Annotated in this window: 14 protein-coding genes; 9 read left to right on the top strand and 5 right to left on the bottom strand. The window is 65.3% G+C overall.

What is annotated here, in order from left to right:
• Positions 1–5: 5 nt before the first annotated feature.
• The gene (gene uvrA, locus ACZ47F_RS11585) at positions 6–5,873 is read right to left on the bottom strand and encodes an excinuclease ABC subunit UvrA (protein WP_464924862.1); all 5,868 of its coding nucleotides are present in this window, start codon (positions 5,871–5,873) and stop codon (positions 6–8) included.
• A 151-nt stretch (positions 5,874–6,024) separates the two neighbouring features.
• On the opposite strand from uvrA, the gene ACZ47F_RS11580 reads away from it, so the two are divergent.
• The 6 genes from ACZ47F_RS11580 to ACZ47F_RS11555 all read left to right on the top strand — a co-directional run bounded on the left by ACZ47F_RS11580 (position 6,025) and on the right by ACZ47F_RS11555 (position 11,492).
• Positions 6,025–6,993: a M23 family metallopeptidase gene (locus ACZ47F_RS11580; RefSeq protein WP_464924861.1), complete on the top strand. Its 969-nt coding sequence runs from the start codon at positions 6,025–6,027 to the stop codon at positions 6,991–6,993.
• 9 nt (positions 6,994–7,002) lie between these two features.
• Positions 7,003–7,491 carry a bactofilin family protein gene (locus ACZ47F_RS11575; protein WP_464924860.1) on the top strand — a complete coding sequence of 163 codons (489 nt, stop codon included), beginning with the start codon at positions 7,003–7,005 and terminating at the stop codon, positions 7,489–7,491.
• A 43-nt stretch (positions 7,492–7,534) separates the two neighbouring features.
• Positions 7,535–9,340, top strand: a complete 1,806-nt coding sequence (locus ACZ47F_RS11570; protein ID WP_464924859.1) for an ABC transporter transmembrane domain-containing protein — start codon at positions 7,535–7,537, stop codon at positions 9,338–9,340.
• A 66-nt stretch (positions 9,341–9,406) separates the two neighbouring features.
• Positions 9,407–10,255 (top strand): thymidylate synthase, encoded by an 849-nt coding sequence (locus ACZ47F_RS11565; RefSeq protein WP_464926629.1) that lies wholly within the window; start codon positions 9,407–9,409, stop codon positions 10,253–10,255.
• Positions 10,252–10,743 carry a dihydrofolate reductase gene (locus ACZ47F_RS11560; protein ID WP_464924858.1) on the top strand — a complete coding sequence of 164 codons (492 nt, stop codon included), beginning with the start codon at positions 10,252–10,254 and terminating at the stop codon, positions 10,741–10,743. Before ACZ47F_RS11565 ends, ACZ47F_RS11560 begins: the two co-directional genes overlap by 4 nt.
• A gap of 302 nt (positions 10,744–11,045) precedes the next feature.
• Positions 11,046–11,492 carry a DUF3617 domain-containing protein gene (locus ACZ47F_RS11555; RefSeq protein ID WP_464924857.1) on the top strand — a complete coding sequence of 149 codons (447 nt, stop codon included), beginning with the start codon at positions 11,046–11,048 and terminating at the stop codon, positions 11,490–11,492.
• Positions 11,493–11,558: 66 nt separating this feature from the next.
• Here the strand turns inward: ACZ47F_RS11555 and aceA are convergent, their stop codons facing one another.
• Positions 11,559–12,866: an isocitrate lyase gene (aceA, locus tag ACZ47F_RS11550; protein ID WP_464924856.1), complete on the bottom strand. Its 1,308-nt coding sequence runs from the start codon at positions 12,864–12,866 to the stop codon at positions 11,559–11,561.
• A gap of 234 nt (positions 12,867–13,100) precedes the next feature.
• Between aceA and ACZ47F_RS11545 the strand changes: the two genes are divergently transcribed.
• The 3 genes from ACZ47F_RS11545 to ACZ47F_RS11535 are packed head-to-tail and all read left to right on the top strand — an operon-like array spanning position 13,101 to position 15,792.
• A complete protein-coding gene (locus ACZ47F_RS11545) occupies positions 13,101–13,715 on the top strand; it encodes a chromate transporter (RefSeq protein ID WP_464924855.1) in 615 nt (204 codons plus the stop codon).
• Complete coding sequence (locus ACZ47F_RS11540; protein WP_464924854.1) at positions 13,715–14,248, top strand: chromate transporter; 534 nt, start codon at positions 13,715–13,717, stop codon at positions 14,246–14,248. Before ACZ47F_RS11545 ends, ACZ47F_RS11540 begins: the two co-directional genes overlap by 1 nt.
• 14 nt (positions 14,249–14,262) lie before the next feature.
• On the top strand, positions 14,263–15,792 hold the full coding sequence (locus ACZ47F_RS11535; RefSeq protein ID WP_464924853.1) for an NAD(P)H-hydrate dehydratase: 1,530 nt from the start codon (positions 14,263–14,265) through the stop codon (positions 15,790–15,792).
• Positions 15,793–15,844: 52 nt separating this feature from the next.
• Here the strand turns inward: ACZ47F_RS11535 and ACZ47F_RS11530 are convergent, their stop codons facing one another.
• From ACZ47F_RS11530 to ACZ47F_RS11520, 3 genes are read right to left on the bottom strand one after another with little or no spacing between them, the layout of a single operon-like run.
• A complete protein-coding gene (locus tag ACZ47F_RS11530) occupies positions 15,845–16,888 on the bottom strand; it encodes an SDR family oxidoreductase (RefSeq protein ID WP_464924852.1) in 1,044 nt (347 codons plus the stop codon).
• A gap of 3 nt (positions 16,889–16,891) precedes the next feature.
• Positions 16,892–18,172: a nucleotide sugar dehydrogenase gene (locus ACZ47F_RS11525; RefSeq protein WP_464924851.1), complete on the bottom strand. Its 1,281-nt coding sequence runs from the start codon at positions 18,170–18,172 to the stop codon at positions 16,892–16,894.
• Between the two features lie 19 nt (positions 18,173–18,191).
• Positions 18,192–19,598, bottom strand: coding sequence for a TIGR03013 family XrtA/PEP-CTERM system glycosyltransferase (locus ACZ47F_RS11520; RefSeq protein WP_464924850.1), 1,407 nt, complete (start codon positions 19,596–19,598; stop codon positions 18,192–18,194).
• Positions 19,599–19,795 lie beyond the last annotated feature (197 nt).

Here is a 19,795-nt window from a genome sequence, read left to right as displayed (position 1 = left end):
AGTGATCACGCGCTGGCTTGCTGCGCGACAGCGGCATGCCGCTCCCAGGCGGCGCGCAGCGCCTGCGCGGTGTGGCCAGCAGCGCCGGGGCGCAGGAAATCGGCCACCGGGCCCTGCAGCACCAGCCGTCCGCCGCCCTGCCCGCCTTCGGGGCCGAGGTCGATCAGCCAGTCGGCGTTGGCCATCATGTCCAGATCGTGTTCAATCACCACCACGGTGTGCCCGCAGTCGGTCAGGCGGTGCAGCACGCGGATGAGCTTTTCAGTGTCGGTCATGTGCAGGCCGACCGTGGGCTCGTCGAGCACATACACCGTGGGCCGCGCACCCGCCATAGCGAGCTCGGCCACCAGCTTGATGCGCTGCGCCTCGCCCCCCGACAGAAACGGGCTGGGCTGGCCGAGCTGCAGATAGCCCAGGCCCACGTCCTGCAGCAGTTTGAGTGCGTGGTGGATCTTGCGGTGCGCGGAAAAGAAGCCGACCGCCTCGTCCACCTCCATCTGCAACACCTCACCAGGGTTGCGCCCGCGCAGGCGCACGGCCAGGGTCTCGGGATTGAAGCGCAGGCCGTTGCAGTCGGTGCAGGGCACGGTCACGTCGGGCAGGAAGTTCATCGCCACCTTCACCGCGCCCTGTCCCTCGCAGGTCGGGCAGCGGCCGGGGCCAGCATTGAATGAAAAGCGGCTGGCGGTGTAGCCGCGGATACGCGCTTCCTCGGTGTCGGCAAAGAGCTGGCGGATCGCGTCCCAAATGCCCAGGTAGGTCGCGGCGCAGGACCGCGGCGTCTTGCCGATGGGTGCCTGATCGACCTCGAGGACGCGCTCCAGGCCGTCCCAGCCGGTGAGATCGGCGGCACTCGGCAGCTCGGACAGATCGCCACCAAGCCGCTGGCGCAGCGCAGGCAACAGCACGTCCCGCGCCAGCGTGGACTTGCCCGAGCCGGACACCCCGGTGACCACGCTGAGCCGTCCGCGCGGAAACTGCACATCGATGCCCTGCAGATTGTGCAGATGCGCGCCGCGCAGGCGCAGGGCCGGGGTTTGCGCGGTGGTGCGCGGCCGCGGCTGTAACGGCCAGGGCATGGGATCGCGTAGGCTGCGGGCGGTGGCAGTGTCGGCCTGCGCCAGCACCTGCACCAGCGGTCCGCTGGCCACGACCTGCCCGCCGCGCCGCCCGGCACCGGGGCCGATGTCGATCAGGTGATCGGCGCGGCGCATGGTGTCTTCGTCGTGCTCGACCACGACCAGAGTGTTGCCCTTGGCCTTGAGCGTGGCCAGCGCGTCGAGCAGGATGCGGTTGTCGCGCGGGTGCAGGCCGATGGTCGGCTCGTCGAGCACATAGCACACCCCACGCAGATTGCTGCCGAGCTGCGCCGCCAGCCGGATGCGCTGCGCCTCCCCGCCCGACAGCGTGGGCGCGGCGCGGTCTAGCCCGAGATAGCCGAGGCCGACCTGGCGCAGAAAGGCCAGACGCGAGCGGATTTCGCTGATCGCATCGCGTGCGATCTCCGCCTCGCGGGGACTGAGCTGCAGCGCATCGAACCACGTGCTGGCGGCGTCCACGTCGAGCGCGCAGAGCTGGGCGATCGACAGCGCGCGAAAGCGCACCGCGAGGCTGTCGCGGTTCAGCCGGGCGCCGTGGCAACTCGGGCAGGGGGTCGGTGCGCCGGATGCCGCGGCAGAACCCAGCGATCGACCGCGAGTGAATTTGCCGCGCGCGGTGGCAGGCTCGGCATCGCCCTCGATCCACGCGGCCTCCTCGCCGGTCTGCCCGGCGTCGAAGCCAGGTAACAATTCTCCGGTGCCCAAGCAGGTCGGGCACCAGCCGGTGGGCGCGTTGTACGAGAACTGCCGCGGATCGAGTTCGCGGAAGCTGCGGCCGCAGCCCGGGCAGGCGCGCTTGGTCGACAGCAGCAGGCTGCGCATCGGCGGCTCGGTCTGGCCGCTGGCCATCGCGTCCTTCAGCCCGTCGAGCGGGGCGAGCACTAGCACCACCCCCTTGCCCAGCGCAAGCGCGCGGCGCAGCAGGTCGCGCAGCCGGCCCTCGGTGTCCGGTCCCACCACCAGATCGCCCACCGGCAGCTCGATGCTGTGCTCTTTGAAGCGGTCCAGCCGCGGCCAAGGATCCGTTGGGACGAAGGCGCCGTCCACCCGCAGATGGGTGTAGCCCATGCTGCGCGCCCACACCGCCAGATCGGTGTAATAGCCCTTGCGCTGCACCACCAGCGGCGCCAGCAGCCCGATGTGCCGGCCGCGCCAGTCACGCAACAGTTGCGCGGCAATCGCATCCGCGCTCTGTGGCTCGATCGGGATGTTGCAGTCAGGGCAATATTGCGTGCCGCACCGGGCGTAGATCAGCCGCAGAAAGTGATACGTCTCGGTGAGCGTGCCCACCGTGCTCTTGCGCCCGCCGCGGCTGGTGCGCTGCTCGATCGCCACCGTCGGCGGGATGCCGAATATGGCTTCCACGTCGGGCCGCGCCGCAGGCTGGACGAACTGCCGTGCGTAGGCATTGATCGATTCCAGATAACGTCGCTGGCCCTCGGTGAACAGCACGTCGAACGCCAGCGTGGACTTGCCCGAGCCGGACACGCCGGTGATCACGGTCATCTGGCCGCGCGGAATGTCCACGTCGACTCCGCGCAGATTGTGTTCGCGCGCCTGGCGAATGGCGATGAACCCAGCCTTGCCGGCACGCAGCGCACTGGCCAGATGTGGGCCCAAGGACGCATCGGTGGCGGTGTAGGCGGCGGGGGGTTCGGCGGCTTGGAAGTCGGTGGATGGGTTGGCGGCTCCCCCCTTCGGATATCCCTGCCGACCCCCCTCATGTGCGCAGGAGATGACCCGCCCCTCCCCACCCTGTAGGGATGGCTGGGAAGGATCGCCGTTTCGCGCTGCCGCGTCCCGCGCCAGAGCCTGGCCGGTGAACGATGCGGCGCAGGCTGCGAGTTCGTCGGGCGGACCGGCGAACACCAGCCGGCCGCCGGCATCCCCGCCCTCCGGGCCGAGGTCGATGACCCAGTCGGACGCGGCGATCAGGTCCAGGTTGTGCTCGATCACCAGCACGGTGTGACCGGCATCGAGCAGCTTGCGCAGCGCGCGCAGCAGCCGGGCGACGTCGTCGAAATGCAGCCCGGTGGTCGGCTCATCGAACAGGAACAGCGTGCCCTTGCGCGCCAGTCCGTGCCGGGACTTGGCGGCCTCGGCCAGAAAGCCCGCAAGCTTGAGGCGCTGTGCCTCGCCGCCCGACAGCGTGGGCGTGGGCTGGCCCAGGCGTAGATAGTCCAGCCCCACGTCGACCAGCGCCTGTAGCGGCCGGGTGATCTCGGACTGGCCGCGAAACCGCTGCAACGCCTCGGCCACGGTGAGGTCGAGCGCGTCGGCAATGTTGAGCGGGGCGAAGCTGCCGTGCGCGGGCAGGCGCAGTTCGAGCACTTCGGGCCGGTAGCGCTTGCCGTCGCAATCCGAGCAGCGCAGGTAAACGTCGGAGAGGAACTGCATTTCCACATGCTCGAAACCCGAGCCACCGCAGGTGGGACAGCGACCGTCGCCGCTGTTGAAACTAAAGGTGCCCGCGGTGTAGCCGCGCTCGCACGCAGTGGGCAGGGTGGCGAACAACGCGCGGATGCCGTCGAACGCTCCGACGAAGCTCACTGGGTTCGAGCGCGCGGTCTTGCCGATCGGCGACTGGTCGACCAGCACCACGTCGCCCAGCTGCTCCGCGCCGAGCAGACGGTCGAAAGCGCCAGGCGCCGGGGCGGTCTTGCCGAGCGCGCGGGCAAGCGCCGGATAGAGGACATCGCCAATCAGCGTGGACTTGCCGCAGCCGGACACGCCGGTCAGTGCAGTCATCGCCCCCAGCGGAATCTCGACCGTAAGCGATTTGAGGTTGTGCTCGCGCGCACCCTCCAGGGTCAGCCGGGGAGTGAGCAGGCCGCCAGCCTGGTCGCGCCGCTGCGTGCGGCGGCGTGGCAGCACGTCGCACACCCGTTGGTCGCCGCGCAGGTAGCGCCCGGTCAGGGTCTCGGCCTGTAGTGCCTGTTCGACCGTGCCCTGAAACACCAGCTGCCCGCCGCGCTCCCCGGGGCCGGGGCCGATTTCGAGCATCCAGTCCGCAGCGCGCATGAGCTGCGGGTCGTGCTCGACCAGCAGCAGAGAGTTGCCCGCATCCTTGAGCCGTTGCAGCACGCCGTTGAGCCGGTCCAGGTCGCGCGAGTGTAGGCCGATCGACGGTTCGTCGAGCACGAACAAGGTCTGTGTCAGCGCGGTACCCAACGCGGTGGTGAGGTTGATGCGCTGCACTTCGCCGCCCGACAGGGTGCGCGACTGCCGGTCGAGGGCGAGATAGCCCAAGCCCACGTCGCACAGAAAACGTAGCCTGGAGCGAATGTTGTCGAGCAGCAGGCTGCTGGCCGAGGCGGCCATGTCGCCGGGAAGCAGCAGTTCGGCAAACCACTGCTGCAGCCGCTCGATCGGCAGGCAATTCAGATCGTGCAGGCTCAGGCCAGGCAGCGCGCAGAGGGTGTGCTCATCCCACTGCACGCCCACGGGGCGAAACCGGCGATAGCCGCCGGACAGCGCCGCGTCCGCCTGCTCGCGCGTCCCCACGCGCCACAGCATCGCCTCGGTCTTGAGCCGCGCGCCGGCGCAGGCCGGGCAGACGGTATAGCTACGGTACTTGGACAGCAGCACCCGTACATGCATCTTGTACGCGCGGCTTTCCAGCCAGTCGAAGTAGCGACGCACGCCGTAAAACTGCTTCTGCCAGTCGCCGCGCCAGTCGGGGTCGCCGTCGATCACCCAGCTGCGCTCGCGCTCGCTCAGCTCGGCCCACGGCACGTCCAGCTGCACACCGGCCTGCGCGGCGTAGCGCTCCAGATCGGTCTGGCATTCGGCAAAGCTGGTCGTCTGCCAGGGCTTGATCGCGCCGCCGCGCAAGGTCTTGCGCGGATCGGGAATCACCAGATCGAGATCGACCCCGATCACCCGGCCGAAGCCGCGGCAGGTGTCGCAGGCACCCACCGGTGAGTTGAAACTGAACAGCCCGGGGCTGGGGTCGCGGTGGTAGTGGATGTCGCAATCCGGGCAGTGCAGGTCGGCGGAATACTTCCACTGCACGCCGGGCGTGACGGCGTCATCGGTCAGCTCGCGCACTTCCATGCGCCCCTGCCCGAGCCGCAGCGCGGCTTCCACCGCCTCGGCGAGCCGCGCGGTGTCGTCTGCGGGAAGGCGCAGACGGTCCTGCACCACATCGAGCACCAAGGCCTGCGGCGTCTGCCGCTCGCCCAGGATGCGGGTGTAGCCCTGCGCGCCGAGCTGTTCGGCGATGTGCGCTGCCGACATCCCCTGCGGCACGGCGACGGCAAAGACGACCGCGGCGCGCAGCCCGCCTGGCAGCAGACGGGCGCGGCGCTGCAGGTCATCGACGATGCTCTGCGGCGAATCCCGCCGCACCAGCGCGCCGCAGCCGCGGCAGTACAGCTGCGCGGAGCGGGCGAACAGCAGCTTGAGATGATCGGCCAGTTCGGTCATCGTCCCCACGGTGGAGCGCGAGGTGCGCACCGGGTTGGTCTGGTCGATGGCGATCGCAGCAGGAATGCCCTCGATACGGTCGACCTGCGGACGATCCATGCGGTCGAGAAACTGCCGCGCGTAGGGCGAAAAGGTCTCGACATAGCGTCGCTGCCCTTCGGCGTAAACCGTGTCGAACACCAGCGAGCTCTTGCCCGAACCCGACACGCCGGCGACCACGACGATCTGCCCCAGCGGAATGTCCAGGTCAAGATTCTTGAGGTTATTCTGGCGGGCGCCGCGGATGCGGATGGCATCAGCCGTTGCAGCGCTGCCCGCCCCGGCTTTGGGCAAATGATCTGTCATCCGGGCAATATACAGTGCGGAGTCGATGCCGGTTTGCTGCGGGTTTTGGCCTGGCTGTCACGCGCTGTGCTGGTGCGGCTGCGGCATGCCCGGCCTGCGCAGACAGCGCCTAGAATCCTTCCGCGTCCTGACCCGCCGCCGTGCTGCGACCATGCCACTGCCCAAGCGCTCCGCCCTGCTCCACGCCCTGTTCGGCAAGCCGAAGACGGCACGCGCGGCAGCGAGTTCGCGGCATCTGCAAATCCTCATCACCCGCCCCGGCCACCCGGCATACAGCCTGCGCATCGATCTCGACCTGCTGCGTCGCGCAGTGCTGTGGGCCAGCGGTGCAGTCGCGGTCTGGCTGCTGATCACGGTCTACATGGTTTGGTCACAGATGCTCAGCGCAAATGCCCGCCAGCAGGCCGAGCGACTGGCGGCGCAGGCGGCTGCCGTGCAGTCGGCCAATGCCCGGCTGCTCGCCGAAAACGGCGCCATGGCGCACACACTGCTGCGCCTGAAGCAGCGTGTCGACGGCCTGGCAAGCACCATGCACAGCTTTGCGCAGCAACGTGCGCAGCAGTTTCCCGTCGAGCACAAATCGGGACCTCAGGGCGGCATCGCCACCCCACTGACCCTGTCCAACGCCCATGCTCTGGTGCACGAACAGGCCGATGTGATCGCCGCCCGGCTCGATCAGTTGCTGCCGCAAGCGCAGCAACTCGCCGCAGTCGAGGCGGCGCGGCCGATGGGGGCTCCCGTGTCGGGCCCGCTCGACATCACATCCGACTACGGTCTGCGCCCCAACCCGCTGGGTCGTGGGCTGGAGTTTCACAATGGCGTCGATTTCGGCGTAGACATCGGCACCCCGGTTCAAGCCACGGCGAACGGCATGGTGGAAAGCGCTGGCTGGACGCCGGGCTATGGCAACTGTGTTGTCATCGATCATCCCTTCGGCTATCGCAGCTTGTTCGGCCATCTAGGCAAGATCCTGGTCAAGCCCGGCGACAGCGTTCAACGCGGGCAGATCATTGCGCTGTCAGGTAATACCGGCCGCTCCACCGGCCCGCACCTGCACTACACCCTGTTTTACCGTGACCGCACGCTCGACCCCGCCAGCTACCTTCTCGCCAGCCGATAGGACCTGCCCATGTTCAAGCCAAAAACTCCCAAGTCCACCGATGTCTGGGCCAGGGACGCCGCCGCGGCGTCCGGCCCGTCTGCCGCGGTCATGCCCTCGGCGCTGACCTTCATCGGCACCGGCAGCGAACTGCGCGGCGATCTGCGCACCGCTGGCAATCTGCGCGTGGACGGCAGCCTGTTCGGCAATGTGCAGGTAGACGGCGATCTGGAAGTCTCGCCCACCGGCGCGATCGAGGGCGAGCAGGTCAGCGCGCGCAGTGTGCTGGTGCACGGCCGCATCAAGGCCAAGGTGCATGCCGCCGAGCAGTTGCGCATCCACGGCCAGGGCCGGGTGGAGGGTGATGTCACCGCGCAGTCGCTCGACATCGAAGCGGGCGCGCATTTCATCGGTTTCAGCCGCACTGGCGTGCAACCACCGCCCGAGGTGCCGCAGCTCGACCACGCGCAGACCGCCGCCCCACGCGACGACGATAGCGCCGCGCAACCCGCACTTTGACATCGGTCGAGCGCTGGGCCGCGGTTGCGTGCTGTAATGCCGCATGTCCGCCGAACACGCCGCCTCTCGCCCCCTGACCCTTACCGACAAGCGCGCACGTAGCCGCTCGATCCGCTCGCTGAGCGGTCTGCTGCTTTTCCTGCGTCCATACCGCGTGCGCATTGCGGTGGCGCTGCTGTTCCTTCTGCTGGCCGCCGGCAGCACGCTGGCCTTCCCACTGGCGCTGCGCTGGCTGATCGACGCCGGCATGCTGCATGCGCAGGCGAGTTCCGCCGCGCTGGGCTGGCATTTCGCCGGGCTGTTCGTTCTGGCGGTGTCGCTCGGGGTGTTCTCTGCCGCGCGGTTCTATATGGTGAGCTGGCTGGGCGAGCGCGTCACCGCCGATGTGCGAAGCGCGGTCTATGCCCATGTGCTGCGGCAAAGCCCGCAGTTTTTCGAACATACCCAGACCGGCGAGGTGATCTCGCGCCTGACCACTGACACCACGCTGGTGCAGACCGTGGTGGGCACCAGCTTTTCGATGGGCCTGCGCAATGGGGTCGTGCTGCTGGGCGGCTTGACCATGCTCATCGTCACCAATCCAGGGCTGATGCTGGGTGTGCTGGTGGTGATCGCGGTGGTGGTGGCTCCGGCGGTGCTCATCGGCAGGCGGGTGCGCGGTCTGTCCCGTGCCAGCCAGGACCGTATCGCCGACGCCAGCGCGATCGCCACCGAAGTGCTCGCCGCAATGCCGGTGGTGCAGAGCTATGCGCGCGAGGCCGACGAGGCACAGCGCTTTCGCGACTCGGCGGAAAATGCCTTTCGCACCGCGGTTCGCCGCAACAGGGTGCGCGCGCTGCTGACCGCATTCATCATCGTCGCGCTGTTCGGCGCCCTGCTTTATGGCCTGTACCTGGGCACGGTGGCAGTGATGGAAGGCCGCATGAGCGCCGGCACGCTGGGGCAGACGGTGCTCTACATCGGTCTGGTGGCTGGCTCCGCCGCGGCGCTGGCCGAGGTGTTCGGCGACCTGCTGCGCGCCGCAGGAGCGACCGAGCGGCTGATGGAACTGCTCGCCGAGCAATCTCCGGTGCACAACCCGCCACAGCCGGTGGCGCTGCCGCTGGTGCACCGGGGCTCCGCAGTCGAGCTCGCGCAGGTGCGCTTTTTCTACCCATCGCGGCCTGAGCGGCCCGCGCTCGACGGCGTGACGCTGCGCATCGCGCCCGGCGAGACGGTGGCGCTGGTCGGCCCGAGCGGTGCCGGCAAGACCACGGTGCTGCAACTGCTGCTGCGCTTTTACGACGTGCAGGAAGGCAGTGTGCACATCGACGGTGTCGACGTGCGGCAGGCCGATCTTGCGGCACTGCGCCGGCGTATCGGCCTGGTGCCGCAGGACGCGGTCATCTTTTCCGCCAGCGCCGCCGACAACATCCGCTACGGCCGCCCCGACGCCAGCGACGCCGAGGTGCGGGCGGCTGCGCGTGCAGCGCAGGCCGAGAACTTCATCCTCGAGCTGCCGCAGGGCTACGACACGTATCTGGGCGAGCGCGGTGTGCGGCTGTCGGGCGGGCAGCGCCAGCGCATCAGCATCGCCCGCGCCATCCTGAAAAATGCCCCACTGCTGCTGCTCGACGAAGCCACCAGCGCGCTCGACGCCGCCAGCGAACGCGCGGTGCAGGCAGCGCTCGAACAGGCCATGCGCGGCCGCACGACACTGGTCATCGCGCACCGCCTGGCCACTGTGCAGCGCGCCGACCGCATCGTGGTCATGGAGCAGGGCCGCATCGTCGACATCGGCACGCACGCCGAACTGGCGCGCCGCGGCGGTCTCTACGCCAGCCTGGCCGCGCTGCAGTTCATGCAGTGACACAAGACGACAGCGCGGGGCGGACCTGCCGCCATGGCATGGCGTAGCATCACGCGCAATCCTTTTCTGCATCCCATGCCTGCCATCCCCACCCCATACGAAGACCTGATGCGCCATGTCTTCACCCACGGCCATGACAAGACCGACCGCACTGGCACCGGCACGCGCAGCGTGTTCGGCCACCAGATGCGCTTCGATCTATCGGCCGGGTTTCCGCTGATCACCACCAAGCGGGTGCATTTCAAGAGCGTCGCGTACGAGCTGCTGTGGTTTCTGCGCGGTGAGTCGAACGTGCGCTGGCTACAGCAGCACGGCGTGACGATCTGGGACGAATGGGCGCGTGAGGACGGTGAGCTCGGACCGATCTACGGGGTGCAATGGCGCTCGTGGCCGGCACCGACCGAGGGCGACCCGCACCGCACCATCGACCAGATCAGCGAGGTGCTCCGGCTGCTGCGCACCCAGCCGGATTCGCGCCGCATCATCGTCAGCGCATGGAATGTCGGCCAGATCGCCGAGATGGCGCTACCGCCCTGTCATGTCCTGTTCCAGTTCTACGTCGGCCCGCCCCGTCGGCCTGGCGAACCCAGACGGCTGAGCTGCCAACTCTACCAGCGCAGCGCCGACATTTTTCTGGGCGTGCCGTTCAACATTGCCAGCTATGCGCTGCTGACCCTGATGATCGCGCAGCAGACCGACCTACTGCCCGGCGATTTCGTCTGGACCGGCGGCGACTGCCATCTCTACCGCAACCATTTCACCCAGGTGCAGGAGCAACTCAGCCGCGCGCCCTACCCTTACCCCACGCTGGAATTCGCCCGTAAGCCGCCCAGTCTGTTCGACTACACCTTCGACGACTTCGTGCTGAAAAACTACCAGCATCATCCGGCAATCAAGGCGCCGGTGGCGATATGACCCGGCTGGTGCTGATCGCCGCAGTGGCGCGCAACGGCGTCATCGGCAAGGACGGCGGCATGCCGTGGCACCTGCCCGCCGACCTGCAGCACTTCAAGCGGCTCACCCTGGGCCATCCCGTCCTGATGGGTCGGCGCACCTGGGAGTCTCTCGGCAGGCCACTGCCGGGACGGCGCAACATCGTCATCAGCCGCCAGCCCGACTGGCAGGCCGAAGGTGCCGAACACGCCGATTCGCTGCACGCAGCGCTGCAGCGCGTCTCGAGCGATGCGCTGGCCTTTATCATCGGCGGCGCGCAGCTCTACGCCCAGGCGCTGCCGCTGGCCGATGGTCTGGAGCTCACCGAGATCGACCAGGACTTCGACGGCGACACGCGCTTTCCCGATTGGGACCGCAGCCGCTTCACCGAAACCGCGCGCCAGACATATACCGCCCCCGAAGGCTGGTCTTATCACTTCGTCAGCTACGAAGCCCAGAAGGCCAGCTGACAGTGCTGTCGCGGGCTGCTGACCAAACACGCGCTCGATCCTGATTTTTTGCCGCCAACGGCAGCGCCTTGCCTGCCGTACCGCGCCTGACGATCGGTCGCGACGTTGTGCAAAGGGCGCGGCGCTGCTGCCCGCTTCGTCGGCCAGATTCTGAGGGGCGTCCGGCAGTTGCGAGTTGAAACCTTGCATGTCGTTGCGAAGCAGTAAGCTCGCAGCAGGTGCAACCCGTGCCGTGGCGTGCCGTGGGTCACGGCTGTCCCGCCCGGTCGAAAACTCACGTCGCGGTCGATGAAGGAAGTCTCATGCGGAAACAACACCTTGCGGTTCTTCTGCTCATTTCTGGCGCGTGCCTGTCGGCACACGCCGCGGATGCCCCGATGCTGCCCGGGCTATGGCACATGAACATCCAAGGCCAGACGCATGCCCCGCCCGACCTGACCGTGCCGGTGCTGCGTGAGATGGACATCTGCGTCAAGCCGGGACAAAAGCCGCAAACCGTTGTCGTCCCGGCAGGCGGCAAGGAATGCACCGGCACCCATGAAACCTTGGCAGATGGGCAGACGCAGTGGACATTTCATTGCAAACTGCCGGGCGCGAAAGTCACCCAGACCGGGACCTTCGCCACCACTGCAGCCACCTTCGACTCGCACTGGGCGATCGACAGTGCAGCCGGCAACGGCACGCAGACGCGGACGACGCTGCAGGTCACCGGAAAACTCCTGGGCCGTGACTGCGGCAAGGTGAAGTAGCGCGCCAAAAACAGCCACCGCGCGGGTGGCTGCGTTGCCTGCGCGGGCGCACCCGCGCCTTTGCAGTCAGGCGACCGTGCGGTCGAAGAACTGCTCGTCTTCGGTCGAGCCCTTGAGCGCGGCAGTCGAAGCCTCGTTTTCGATCGTCGTGGTGACAGCGTCGAAATAGCCAGTGCCGACCTCGCGTTGATGCTTGACCGCGGTGAAGCCCTTGGGCGCCGCGGCGAATTCGGCCTCTTGCAACTCGACGAAGGCGCTCATCTGGTTGCGGGCATAGCCGTAGGCCAAGTTGAACATCGAGTAGTTCAGCGCGTGGAAACCGGCCAGAGTGATGAACTGGAACTTGTAGCCCATGGCGCCGAGTTCCTTCTGGAACTTGGCAATGGTGGCGTCATCGAGATTTTTCTTCCAGTTGAACGACGGCGAGCAGTTATAGGCCAGCATCTTGTCCGGGAACTTGGCATGGATGGCTTCGGCAAACGCCTTGGCGTAGGCCAGATCGGGCTTGCCGGTTTCGCACCACACCAGATCGGCATAGGGCGCGTAGGCCAGACCGCGGGAGACGGCCTGCTCCAGCCCGGGCCGGGTGCGGTAAAAACCCTCGACCGTGCGCTCGCCGGTGCAGAAGGGTTGATCGTTGGCATCCACATCGGAGGTGAGCAGGTCGGCGGCCTCGGCGTCGGTGCGCGCCACGAGGATGGTGGGCACGCCCATCACGTCGGCTGCCAGACGTGCGGCGATGAGCTTGGCCACAGCCTCGCGTGTGGGCACCAGCACCTTGCCGCCCATGTGGCCGCATTTTTTCACCGAGGCCAGCTGATCCTCAAAGTGCACACCGGCGGCACCAGCTTCAATCATCGCCTTCATCAGCTCGAATGCGTTGAGCACACCGCCAAAGCCCGCCTCGGCGTCGGCCACGATCGGGGCGAAATAGTCGATATAGCCCTCGTCGCCCGGGTTCTTACCTTCCATCCACTGGATCTGGTCGGCCCGGGTCAGGGTGTTGTTGATGCGCTTGACCACGCTGGGCACCGAATTGGACGGGTAGAGAGATTGGTCGGGATACATCTCGCCGGCCAGGTTGGCATCTCCGGCAACCTGCCAGCCCGAGAGGTAGATTGCCTGCAACCCGGCCTTGACCTGTTGCATGGCCTGGTTGCCGGTGAGCGCACCCAGCGCGTTGACGAAGGGCATTTCATGCAACTGCCGCCACAGGCGCTCCGCGCCGCGTCGCGCCAGCGTATGCTCGACCATGAGCGAGCCGCGCAAGCGCACGACATCCTCTGCGCCATAGCCGCGCTTGACCCCTTTCCAGCGCGGGTTCTGTGCCCAATCCTGTTCCAACTGTGCCACTTGCTGTGCGCGATCTGTCATCTGCTTCTCCATAGTGAATCAACAATCGATGCTTCAGCATAGTTGAGTATTGCGACGCAGCATAGTCTTATGTCTTATAGAAGATGTCAAATTTATATCTTTTGAATCAATTGATTGGCGATTCTTTTTCGGTATGTGGAATGCATTTCCGTTAAGCAAAAGGCGTCCTGATCGCGCTGCAGCAGATCAATTTCACATCACGCTGATTTCATTTCATATCGTGGAATAAACCGAATGCCTCGCTCCATTCCGCCACCTTCCGGTCCTCCCTCACCTTCGCCGCACCGTGCTCTCGATCAGCATCCAAGCCGGGGGCCGCTGCGCCTGGCCGAGGTGTTCTGGGTGTTCAATCACCTGACCCTGCTGGGCGTGGGCGGGGTGCTGCCGTTTGCGCAACGCATTTTGGTCGAGGACAAGCGCTGGCTGAGCAATGCGCAGTTTGTCGAAATGCTCAGCCTCGGCCAAGTGTTGCCGGGCCCGAATCTGATCAACCTCGCCTTGATGGTCGGGCAGCATTTCTTCGGCTGGCGCGGCGCGCTGGTGGCTCTGGCCGGCATGCTGGCCGCGCCGCTGGCGCTGATCCTGTTCGTTGCCGTGGCCTACGCCAACTCCGCGCACACGCCTTTGGTGGTGCACGCGCTGCAGGGGATGTCTGCCGTGGTGGCCGGGCTGGTGATCGCGATGGCGATCAAGCTGCTTCCAGCGGTCAGCCATGTCCACATCAACTGGGTCTGGGTGGCGCTAGCTTTTGCCGCAGTCGGTCTGCTGCGCTTGAATCTGCTGTGGGTGCTGCTCGCGCTGGGGCCGCTGGCGGTGGCGATGGCGTGGCGGCGCGTCCGGAGACGTTGATGCATCTGCTGTCAATTGCTGCGCCGCTATTCGCGCATTTTTTGCTGTGGTCCTTGCTGTCGGTAGGCGGCGCGATCGGGCTGCTGCCCGACATGCACCGCTATCTTGTCGCGCAGCAGCATTGGATCACCGATGCGCAGTTCACCTCGGCGCTGGCGCTGGGCCAGGCCTCGCCGGGGCCGAGCATGGTCCTCTTTTCCGCGCTGCTGGGCTGGCAAATCCTCGGACTGCCCGGGGCGTTGCTGTGTGCGATCGGGCTCGTCCTGCCGTCCTCTGTCATCACCATCGCGTATTTCCGCTACAGCCGAAAACATCGTGATCGACACTGGGTGCGTGCCATGCACGACGGCATGGCGCCGATCACCGTGGGGCTGCTGCTGGCGTCGGGATGGCTGCTCACGCGGCAGGAGGGAACCAGCGTGCAGCGCGTAGCGCTGATCGCGCTCAGCGCGGTGCTGGTGGTGCGCACTCGGCTCAATCCCTTGTGGCTTTTGCTCGGCGGTGCGTTGCTGGGTATGCTGGGCTGGGTCTGATCATGCTCAGGCGTTTGCTCCCTCACCAAAGCGAGCCGGTCTACCGCACCGCTGCCCTGCGTGCGATCGAGGAGATGGCATCGCATGCGCTGCCCCCGCACACCCTGATGCAGCGTGCTGGCCTGGCCGTGGCCAGGCTGGTGCAAGCCCGGTTTCCCCATGCGCGGCGCATTGTCGTGCTCGCCGGTGCGGGCAACAACGGCGGAGATGGTCTGGTTGCGGCCACGCATCTGCAGGACGCGGGGCGGGATGTGCGGATCCTGGCTTGCGGCGCATCCAGCCTGGACGCCTGGCTGAGCCGCCTCCCGCCGGATGCCGCCTGGGCCTGGGGCGAGACAAAGGCACGACAGATTGCCTGCGCGCTGCAGCAGCCACCGCTCCAGTCGCTGCCCACCGCAGATCTGTACATCGACGCGTTACTTGGCATCGGCCTGACCGGCCCAGTGCGCGATGCGACCGCGGCTGTCATCTCGGCGCTGAACACCCAGACCAAGGCACCGGTGCTCAGTGTCGATCTGCCTTCCGGCCTGGATGCCGACCGCGGCATATGCGGCAATGCCTGTGTGCGCGCCGCAGTCACGCTCAGTCTGCTCGGTCTCAAACCTGGTTTGTGCACCGGCCCGGCCGCGTCGCTGTGCGGCGAAGTGTGGAGCGATGATCTCGACCTGCCCTTGCCGCCCGCAGACATCCCGCCAGACGCGGTGTGGCTGGGCGCAGACCACGTGCGCCCTCTGCTGCCTAAGCTGCTGCATGCGGCGCACAAGGGGGAACGTGGCGATGTGGTTGTAATCGGCGGCGCGTCGGGGATGACCGGCGCGGCCCTGCTGGCAGCCCGTGCAGCGGCGCGGATGGGTGCCGGGCGGGTGTTCGTCGGCCTGCTCGATCCCAATGCCCCCTGCGCAGACCCGGTCGCGCCCGAACTGATGCTGCGCCCACCGCAAGCCCTGCTGAGCGCGGCACGCAAGGGCGGCTGCCTGGTGTTCGGCCCGGGCGCCGGTACTGAGGCCACCGCAGGCCAGCTTCTTGCGCTCGCCCTCGCGCAGCCTCTACCGCTAGTGATCGATGCGGACGGCCTGAACCTGCTGGCGCAGCAGGCGCGCCCCGGTTCCGACTTGCACAGCCTGGTACGGCAGCGCGGCGCCGCAACAGTGCTGACCCCGCACCCGCTGGAAGCGGCCCGCCTGCTGGGCATCGACGCCGTGCAGGTGCAGCGCGACCGGCTGCAGGCCGCACAAAACCTGGCTGAGCGCTATGGCGCGTGGGTGGTGCTCAAGGGCGCCGGCAGCGTGATCGCCTCCCCACGGTCCCTCCTGTGGATCAACCCCACGGGAAACGGCCTGTTGGCCACCGCCGGCAGCGGGGATGTGCTGGCCGGGGCGATCGCCGCGGCCATTGGCGCGACCTCCACCGCGCAATCCCTGCTCGCCGCTGTCTGGCTGCACGGTCGTGCAGCCGATCTCGCCGCCAGGCAGCATGGCTCGGCAGATTTCACCGCAGCGCGCCTACCGCGATGGATGGCCAGAGCCTGGGCAGAAATCGGGTGAGGCGGTGGCGCACCGTCCGCCCTGCAGATGCCAGCGCGGCGAACCCGCATGTTCAGACCGCCGGCGTCTGCGCAGTGGCCGCATCCATCCCAACATACCAACGCATCGCAATGTGCAGGCCGGCCCGCACGCTGAACTGCGGCCGATACCCCAGCAGGCGCCTGGCCTTGCCGATATCGGCCAGCGAGTGCCGGACATCCCCCTTGCGAAACGCGCGATAGACCGGCGCCTTGCGTTCGACTGAAGGGTCGAGCGCACAGATTTCCTGGGTCAGCAGTTGGTGCAGGGTGTTCAAGCTGGTCTGCTCGCCGTAGGCGATGTTATAGACCTGACCGACCGCGTCTGGATCGGTGGTCAGACCTGCCAGCAGATTGGCCTGCACCACATTGTCGACATAGCAGAAGTCGCGGGTCGTTTCGCCGTCCCCGTTGATCATGCAGGGCTGATTGCTGCGGATCGCCTTGGCCCAGTTGGGGATGACCGCGGCATACGGCCCGTTCGGGTCCTGCCGGGTGCCGAACACATTGAAATAGCGCAGACCGATGGTCTGCAGGCCATAGACACGGCCGAACACCTCGGCATACAGCTCGTTGAGGTATTTGGTCACCGCATAGGGAGACAACGGCCTGCCGATCAGATGCTCGACCTTGGGCAGCCCGGGGTGATCGCCATAGGTCGAACTCGACGCAGCAAACACGAACCGGCCGACACCTGCATCACGCGCAGCCACCAGCATGTTCAGGAAGCCGGTGGCGTTGACCGCATGCGTGCCCAGGGGGTTTTCGATCGAGCGCGGCACGGAGCCGAGCGCGGCCTGATGCAGCACGATATCGACCCCCTCGCAGGCCAGCCTGCAATCGTCGAGATTGACGATGTCCCCTTCGATGAACTGATGCCGCGCCCAGGCCCGCTCCCCCACGATGCGCCGCACCTCGTCGAGGTTCGACCGGTGACCAGTGGAAAAATTGTCTAGGCTGACCACGGACTGCCCATTTTTCAGCAGTGTTTCGACCAGATGAGAGCCGATGAATCCGGCGCTACCGGTCACCAGCCAGCGCCGCGGCGCTGCAGCCAGCATGTGCGCGATGCGTTCCATACCTCACAGCCTCCACACACGGGCCCCGAACGCCTGCAGCTGCGCAGGGTCATGCTGGCATTTGATGTCCATGAAAATCCCCCCGGTGTCCAGTTTTGCCAGTACGTCAGCAAGCGGTCGGTCTTTGTACGCCGCATGCGCGACCGCGGCAACGATCGCCTGCGCCTTGGGCAGCTGCTCCCAAGGAACCAGTTGTACGCCATATTCCTGCATGGCCTCGCGCGGCTCGGCGATCGGATCATGCACGACCACGCTCACCCCGTAGGACTCGAGTTCGCGGATGACATCGATTACCCGGGAATTGCGCAGATCAGGACAATTCTCCTTGAAGGTCAGGCCCATCACGATGACCTTGCTGTCCTTGATCGGGATGCCGGCCTGGCTCATCTGCTTGATCGCCTGCTCGGCAATGTATTTGCCCATGCCGTCATTGATGCGCCGGCCCGCAAGAATCACCTGGGGGTGATAACCCAGCATGTCGGCCTTGTGGGTCAAGTAATACGGATCGACGCCAATGCAGTGCCCACCGACTAGCCCAGGCCGAAACGGCAGGAAATTCCACTTGGTTCCGGCCGCCTGCAGTACCTCCAGGGTATCGATACCGATACGGTGGAAAATGAGCGAGAGCTCGTTCATCAACGCGATGTTCAGATCGCGTTGGGTATTTTCGATGACTTTCGCAGCCTCGGCCACCTTGATGCTGCTGGCACGGTAAATCCCCGCCGTGATGATCGAGCCATAGATCTGCGCAACCGTCTCGAGGGTGCGATTAGTATCTCCCGATACCACCTTGACGATGCGCGTGAGGGTATGTTCCTTGTCTCCCGGGTTGATGCGCTCAGGAGAATAGCCGACGAAAAAATCCTGCTTCCACCTCAAGCCCGACTCGCGTTCCAAGATCGGCACGCAGATCTCTTCGGTCGCTCCGGGATAGACCGTCGATTCATACACCACGATCGCGCCGGGTTTGAGGTTTTTTCCGACCGATCGGCTTGCGCCGATCAGTGGGTTGAAATCGGGGTTGTGCGCCGCGTCCACCGGCGTCGGCACGGCGACCACCACAAAGTCCGCTTCTCTGAGCCTTGCCGCATCGGTCGTGGGTTCGAGCAGGGTTGCACTTTTCAAATCGGCCTGTCCCACTTCGCCGGTAGGATCGACATGCCGACGATACGCATCGATTTTTTCAGAAGACAGATCAAAACCGATGGTACGGTATTTTTTCCCGAATTCCACTGCCAACGGCAGCCCCACATAACCCAGCCCGACGACTGCAATGACTGTCATTTATATTCCCGTAATGAAATTACCTGGCACCTTCGCCAAAGAGAACGACGCGCACGGTTTCGAACAAAATGAAAAAATCCAGAAATACACTATTGTTCTTGACATAATATAGATCGAACTGCAGCTTTCTTTTCGCATCCTCGATTGATGCGCCATAGGCATAGCGCACTTGCGCCCATCCGGTCACACCCGGTTTGACGCTGTGGCGGATGGCATAAAAGGGAATATCTCGCTCCAGCAACTCGACAAAAGTGGGTCGCTCCGGGCGTGGCCCGACCATGCTCATTTCCCCACGGAAAACATTGACCAGCTGCGGAAGCTCGTCGATCCGCGTTTTGCGGATGAATCGGCCCACCCGGGTCACCCGACTGTCCTGGGTGCTGGCCCAGCGTGCCACACCATCCTTTTCGGCATCGGTCTGCATGCTGCGAAATTTCAGGCAAAAGAAAGGTTTGCCGAACAGTCCCACACGCTCCTGGCGGAAAAACACTGGCCCGCCATCCTCGAGCTTGATAAACAGGGCAGCCAGCAGCATCACGGGCCACAGCACCAGCAGCAACACCGTGGCGCTGCATACGTCAAACACACGCTTGGCCCAGGCCCTGAACTGACCCTGGACAAAACCCGATCCGTAAATCAGCCAGCTGGCTTTCATGCTCTCCAGCGGGACTTCTCCCTGGAGCCTCTCGTAGAAGGTGGTGAGCGAATGCACAGGAATGCCCAGAATACGGCATTCCAGCAAATGGCGGATGGGCAAGACCCCACCCCGCTGCTCGCGCACCGCCACGATGATTTCATCGACTCTATAATCCAGCACCAGCTGATCCAGAGGAAGGCTTGCATCGAAAATCTCTCCGGGAAGCTGCACTGCATGTTGTTGAGGATTTTCTGTCGGGTAAAACCCGACGATTGCATAGGCTGTGCAATGTTGTTCATTGACCTGCATGGCAAGCACCTGCGCCTCCCTGCCGTTGCCCACGATCAGTATTTTCCGGCGCATGCCAGCCAGGACATTCGGCCGCAACACCATATAACGGATGAAGGTCAGCAAGCCTATCTGGTAAAGGTAGGCAAAACCGAGAACCCGAAATGAACTCCCGGCCTCGGTGAATATCAGCGTGAACCAATAGACAGGGAAGAACACCAGAGCAAATGCCACCGATGCTCGACCGAGCAGGTCTTTGAGACTGTTTTCCGCGTCGATGCGATAAACGCCCAGCGCGGTGTACAGGAGCGCATTGAGTGCCACATACAGAATCAGCGGATAAATTGCCTGCGTCGCCCAGTAATATAGACCAGTCGGGCTAGTGGTCATCAAATAAACCGTCCAGGTCGCCAGCGCAAAGGATAGCGCCGAGATGGTCATATCGACCAACACCTCGAAGGTTGCTTTTGCTGGAATGTAGAGATTGAAAATCTTGAACATGATTCAACCTCGGTTCTCGCGCCATACCGCAACTGAAACATCGGCTTGTGCGACCATGACGAGAATCTGGTCGGGAATAAAATCCATGTCGTGATTCTTTGCTGATCGCTCGTGGATTCGAAGTGAATTTTTTCGCGGTTTGGTGCAGTCGATGCGCACTTCCTGCGGACGATTAGGATTGTTCCCGTTGCACCATG

It is taken from the genome of Thiomonas islandica, assembly GCF_055383445.1.
Note: the sequence above shows the minus strand (reverse complement) of the source record. Positions and strands in the feature narration are given on the sequence as shown.

What these genes read in the sequence shown, in the direction of transcription:
- uvrA (WP_464924862.1), bottom strand. Translation starts at nt 5,873, where the DNA reads ATGACAGATCATTTGCCCAAAGCCGGGGCGGGCAGCGCTGCAACGGCT.
- ACZ47F_RS11580 (WP_464924861.1), top strand. Translation starts at nt 6,025, where the DNA reads ATGCCACTGCCCAAGCGCTCCGCCCTGCTCCACGCCCTGTTCGGCAAG.
- ACZ47F_RS11575 (WP_464924860.1), top strand. Translation starts at nt 7,003, where the DNA reads ATGTTCAAGCCAAAAACTCCCAAGTCCACCGATGTCTGGGCCAGGGAC.
- ACZ47F_RS11570 (WP_464924859.1), top strand. Translation starts at nt 7,535, where the DNA reads ATGTCCGCCGAACACGCCGCCTCTCGCCCCCTGACCCTTACCGACAAG.
- ACZ47F_RS11560 (WP_464924858.1), top strand. Translation starts at nt 10,252, where the DNA reads ATGACCCGGCTGGTGCTGATCGCCGCAGTGGCGCGCAACGGCGTCATC.
- ACZ47F_RS11555 (WP_464924857.1), top strand. Translation starts at nt 11,046, where the DNA reads ATGCGGAAACAACACCTTGCGGTTCTTCTGCTCATTTCTGGCGCGTGC.
- aceA (WP_464924856.1), bottom strand. Translation starts at nt 12,866, where the DNA reads ATGACAGATCGCGCACAGCAAGTGGCACAGTTGGAACAGGATTGGGCA.
- ACZ47F_RS11545 (WP_464924855.1), top strand. Translation starts at nt 13,101, where the DNA reads ATGCCTCGCTCCATTCCGCCACCTTCCGGTCCTCCCTCACCTTCGCCG.
- ACZ47F_RS11540 (WP_464924854.1), top strand. Translation starts at nt 13,715, where the DNA reads ATGCATCTGCTGTCAATTGCTGCGCCGCTATTCGCGCATTTTTTGCTG.
- ACZ47F_RS11530 (WP_464924852.1), bottom strand. Translation starts at nt 16,888, where the DNA reads ATGGAACGCATCGCGCACATGCTGGCTGCAGCGCCGCGGCGCTGGCTG.
- ACZ47F_RS11525 (WP_464924851.1), bottom strand. Translation starts at nt 18,172, where the DNA reads ATGACAGTCATTGCAGTCGTCGGGCTGGGTTATGTGGGGCTGCCGTTG.
- ACZ47F_RS11520 (WP_464924850.1), bottom strand. Translation starts at nt 19,598, where the DNA reads ATGTTCAAGATTTTCAATCTCTACATTCCAGCAAAAGCAACCTTCGAG.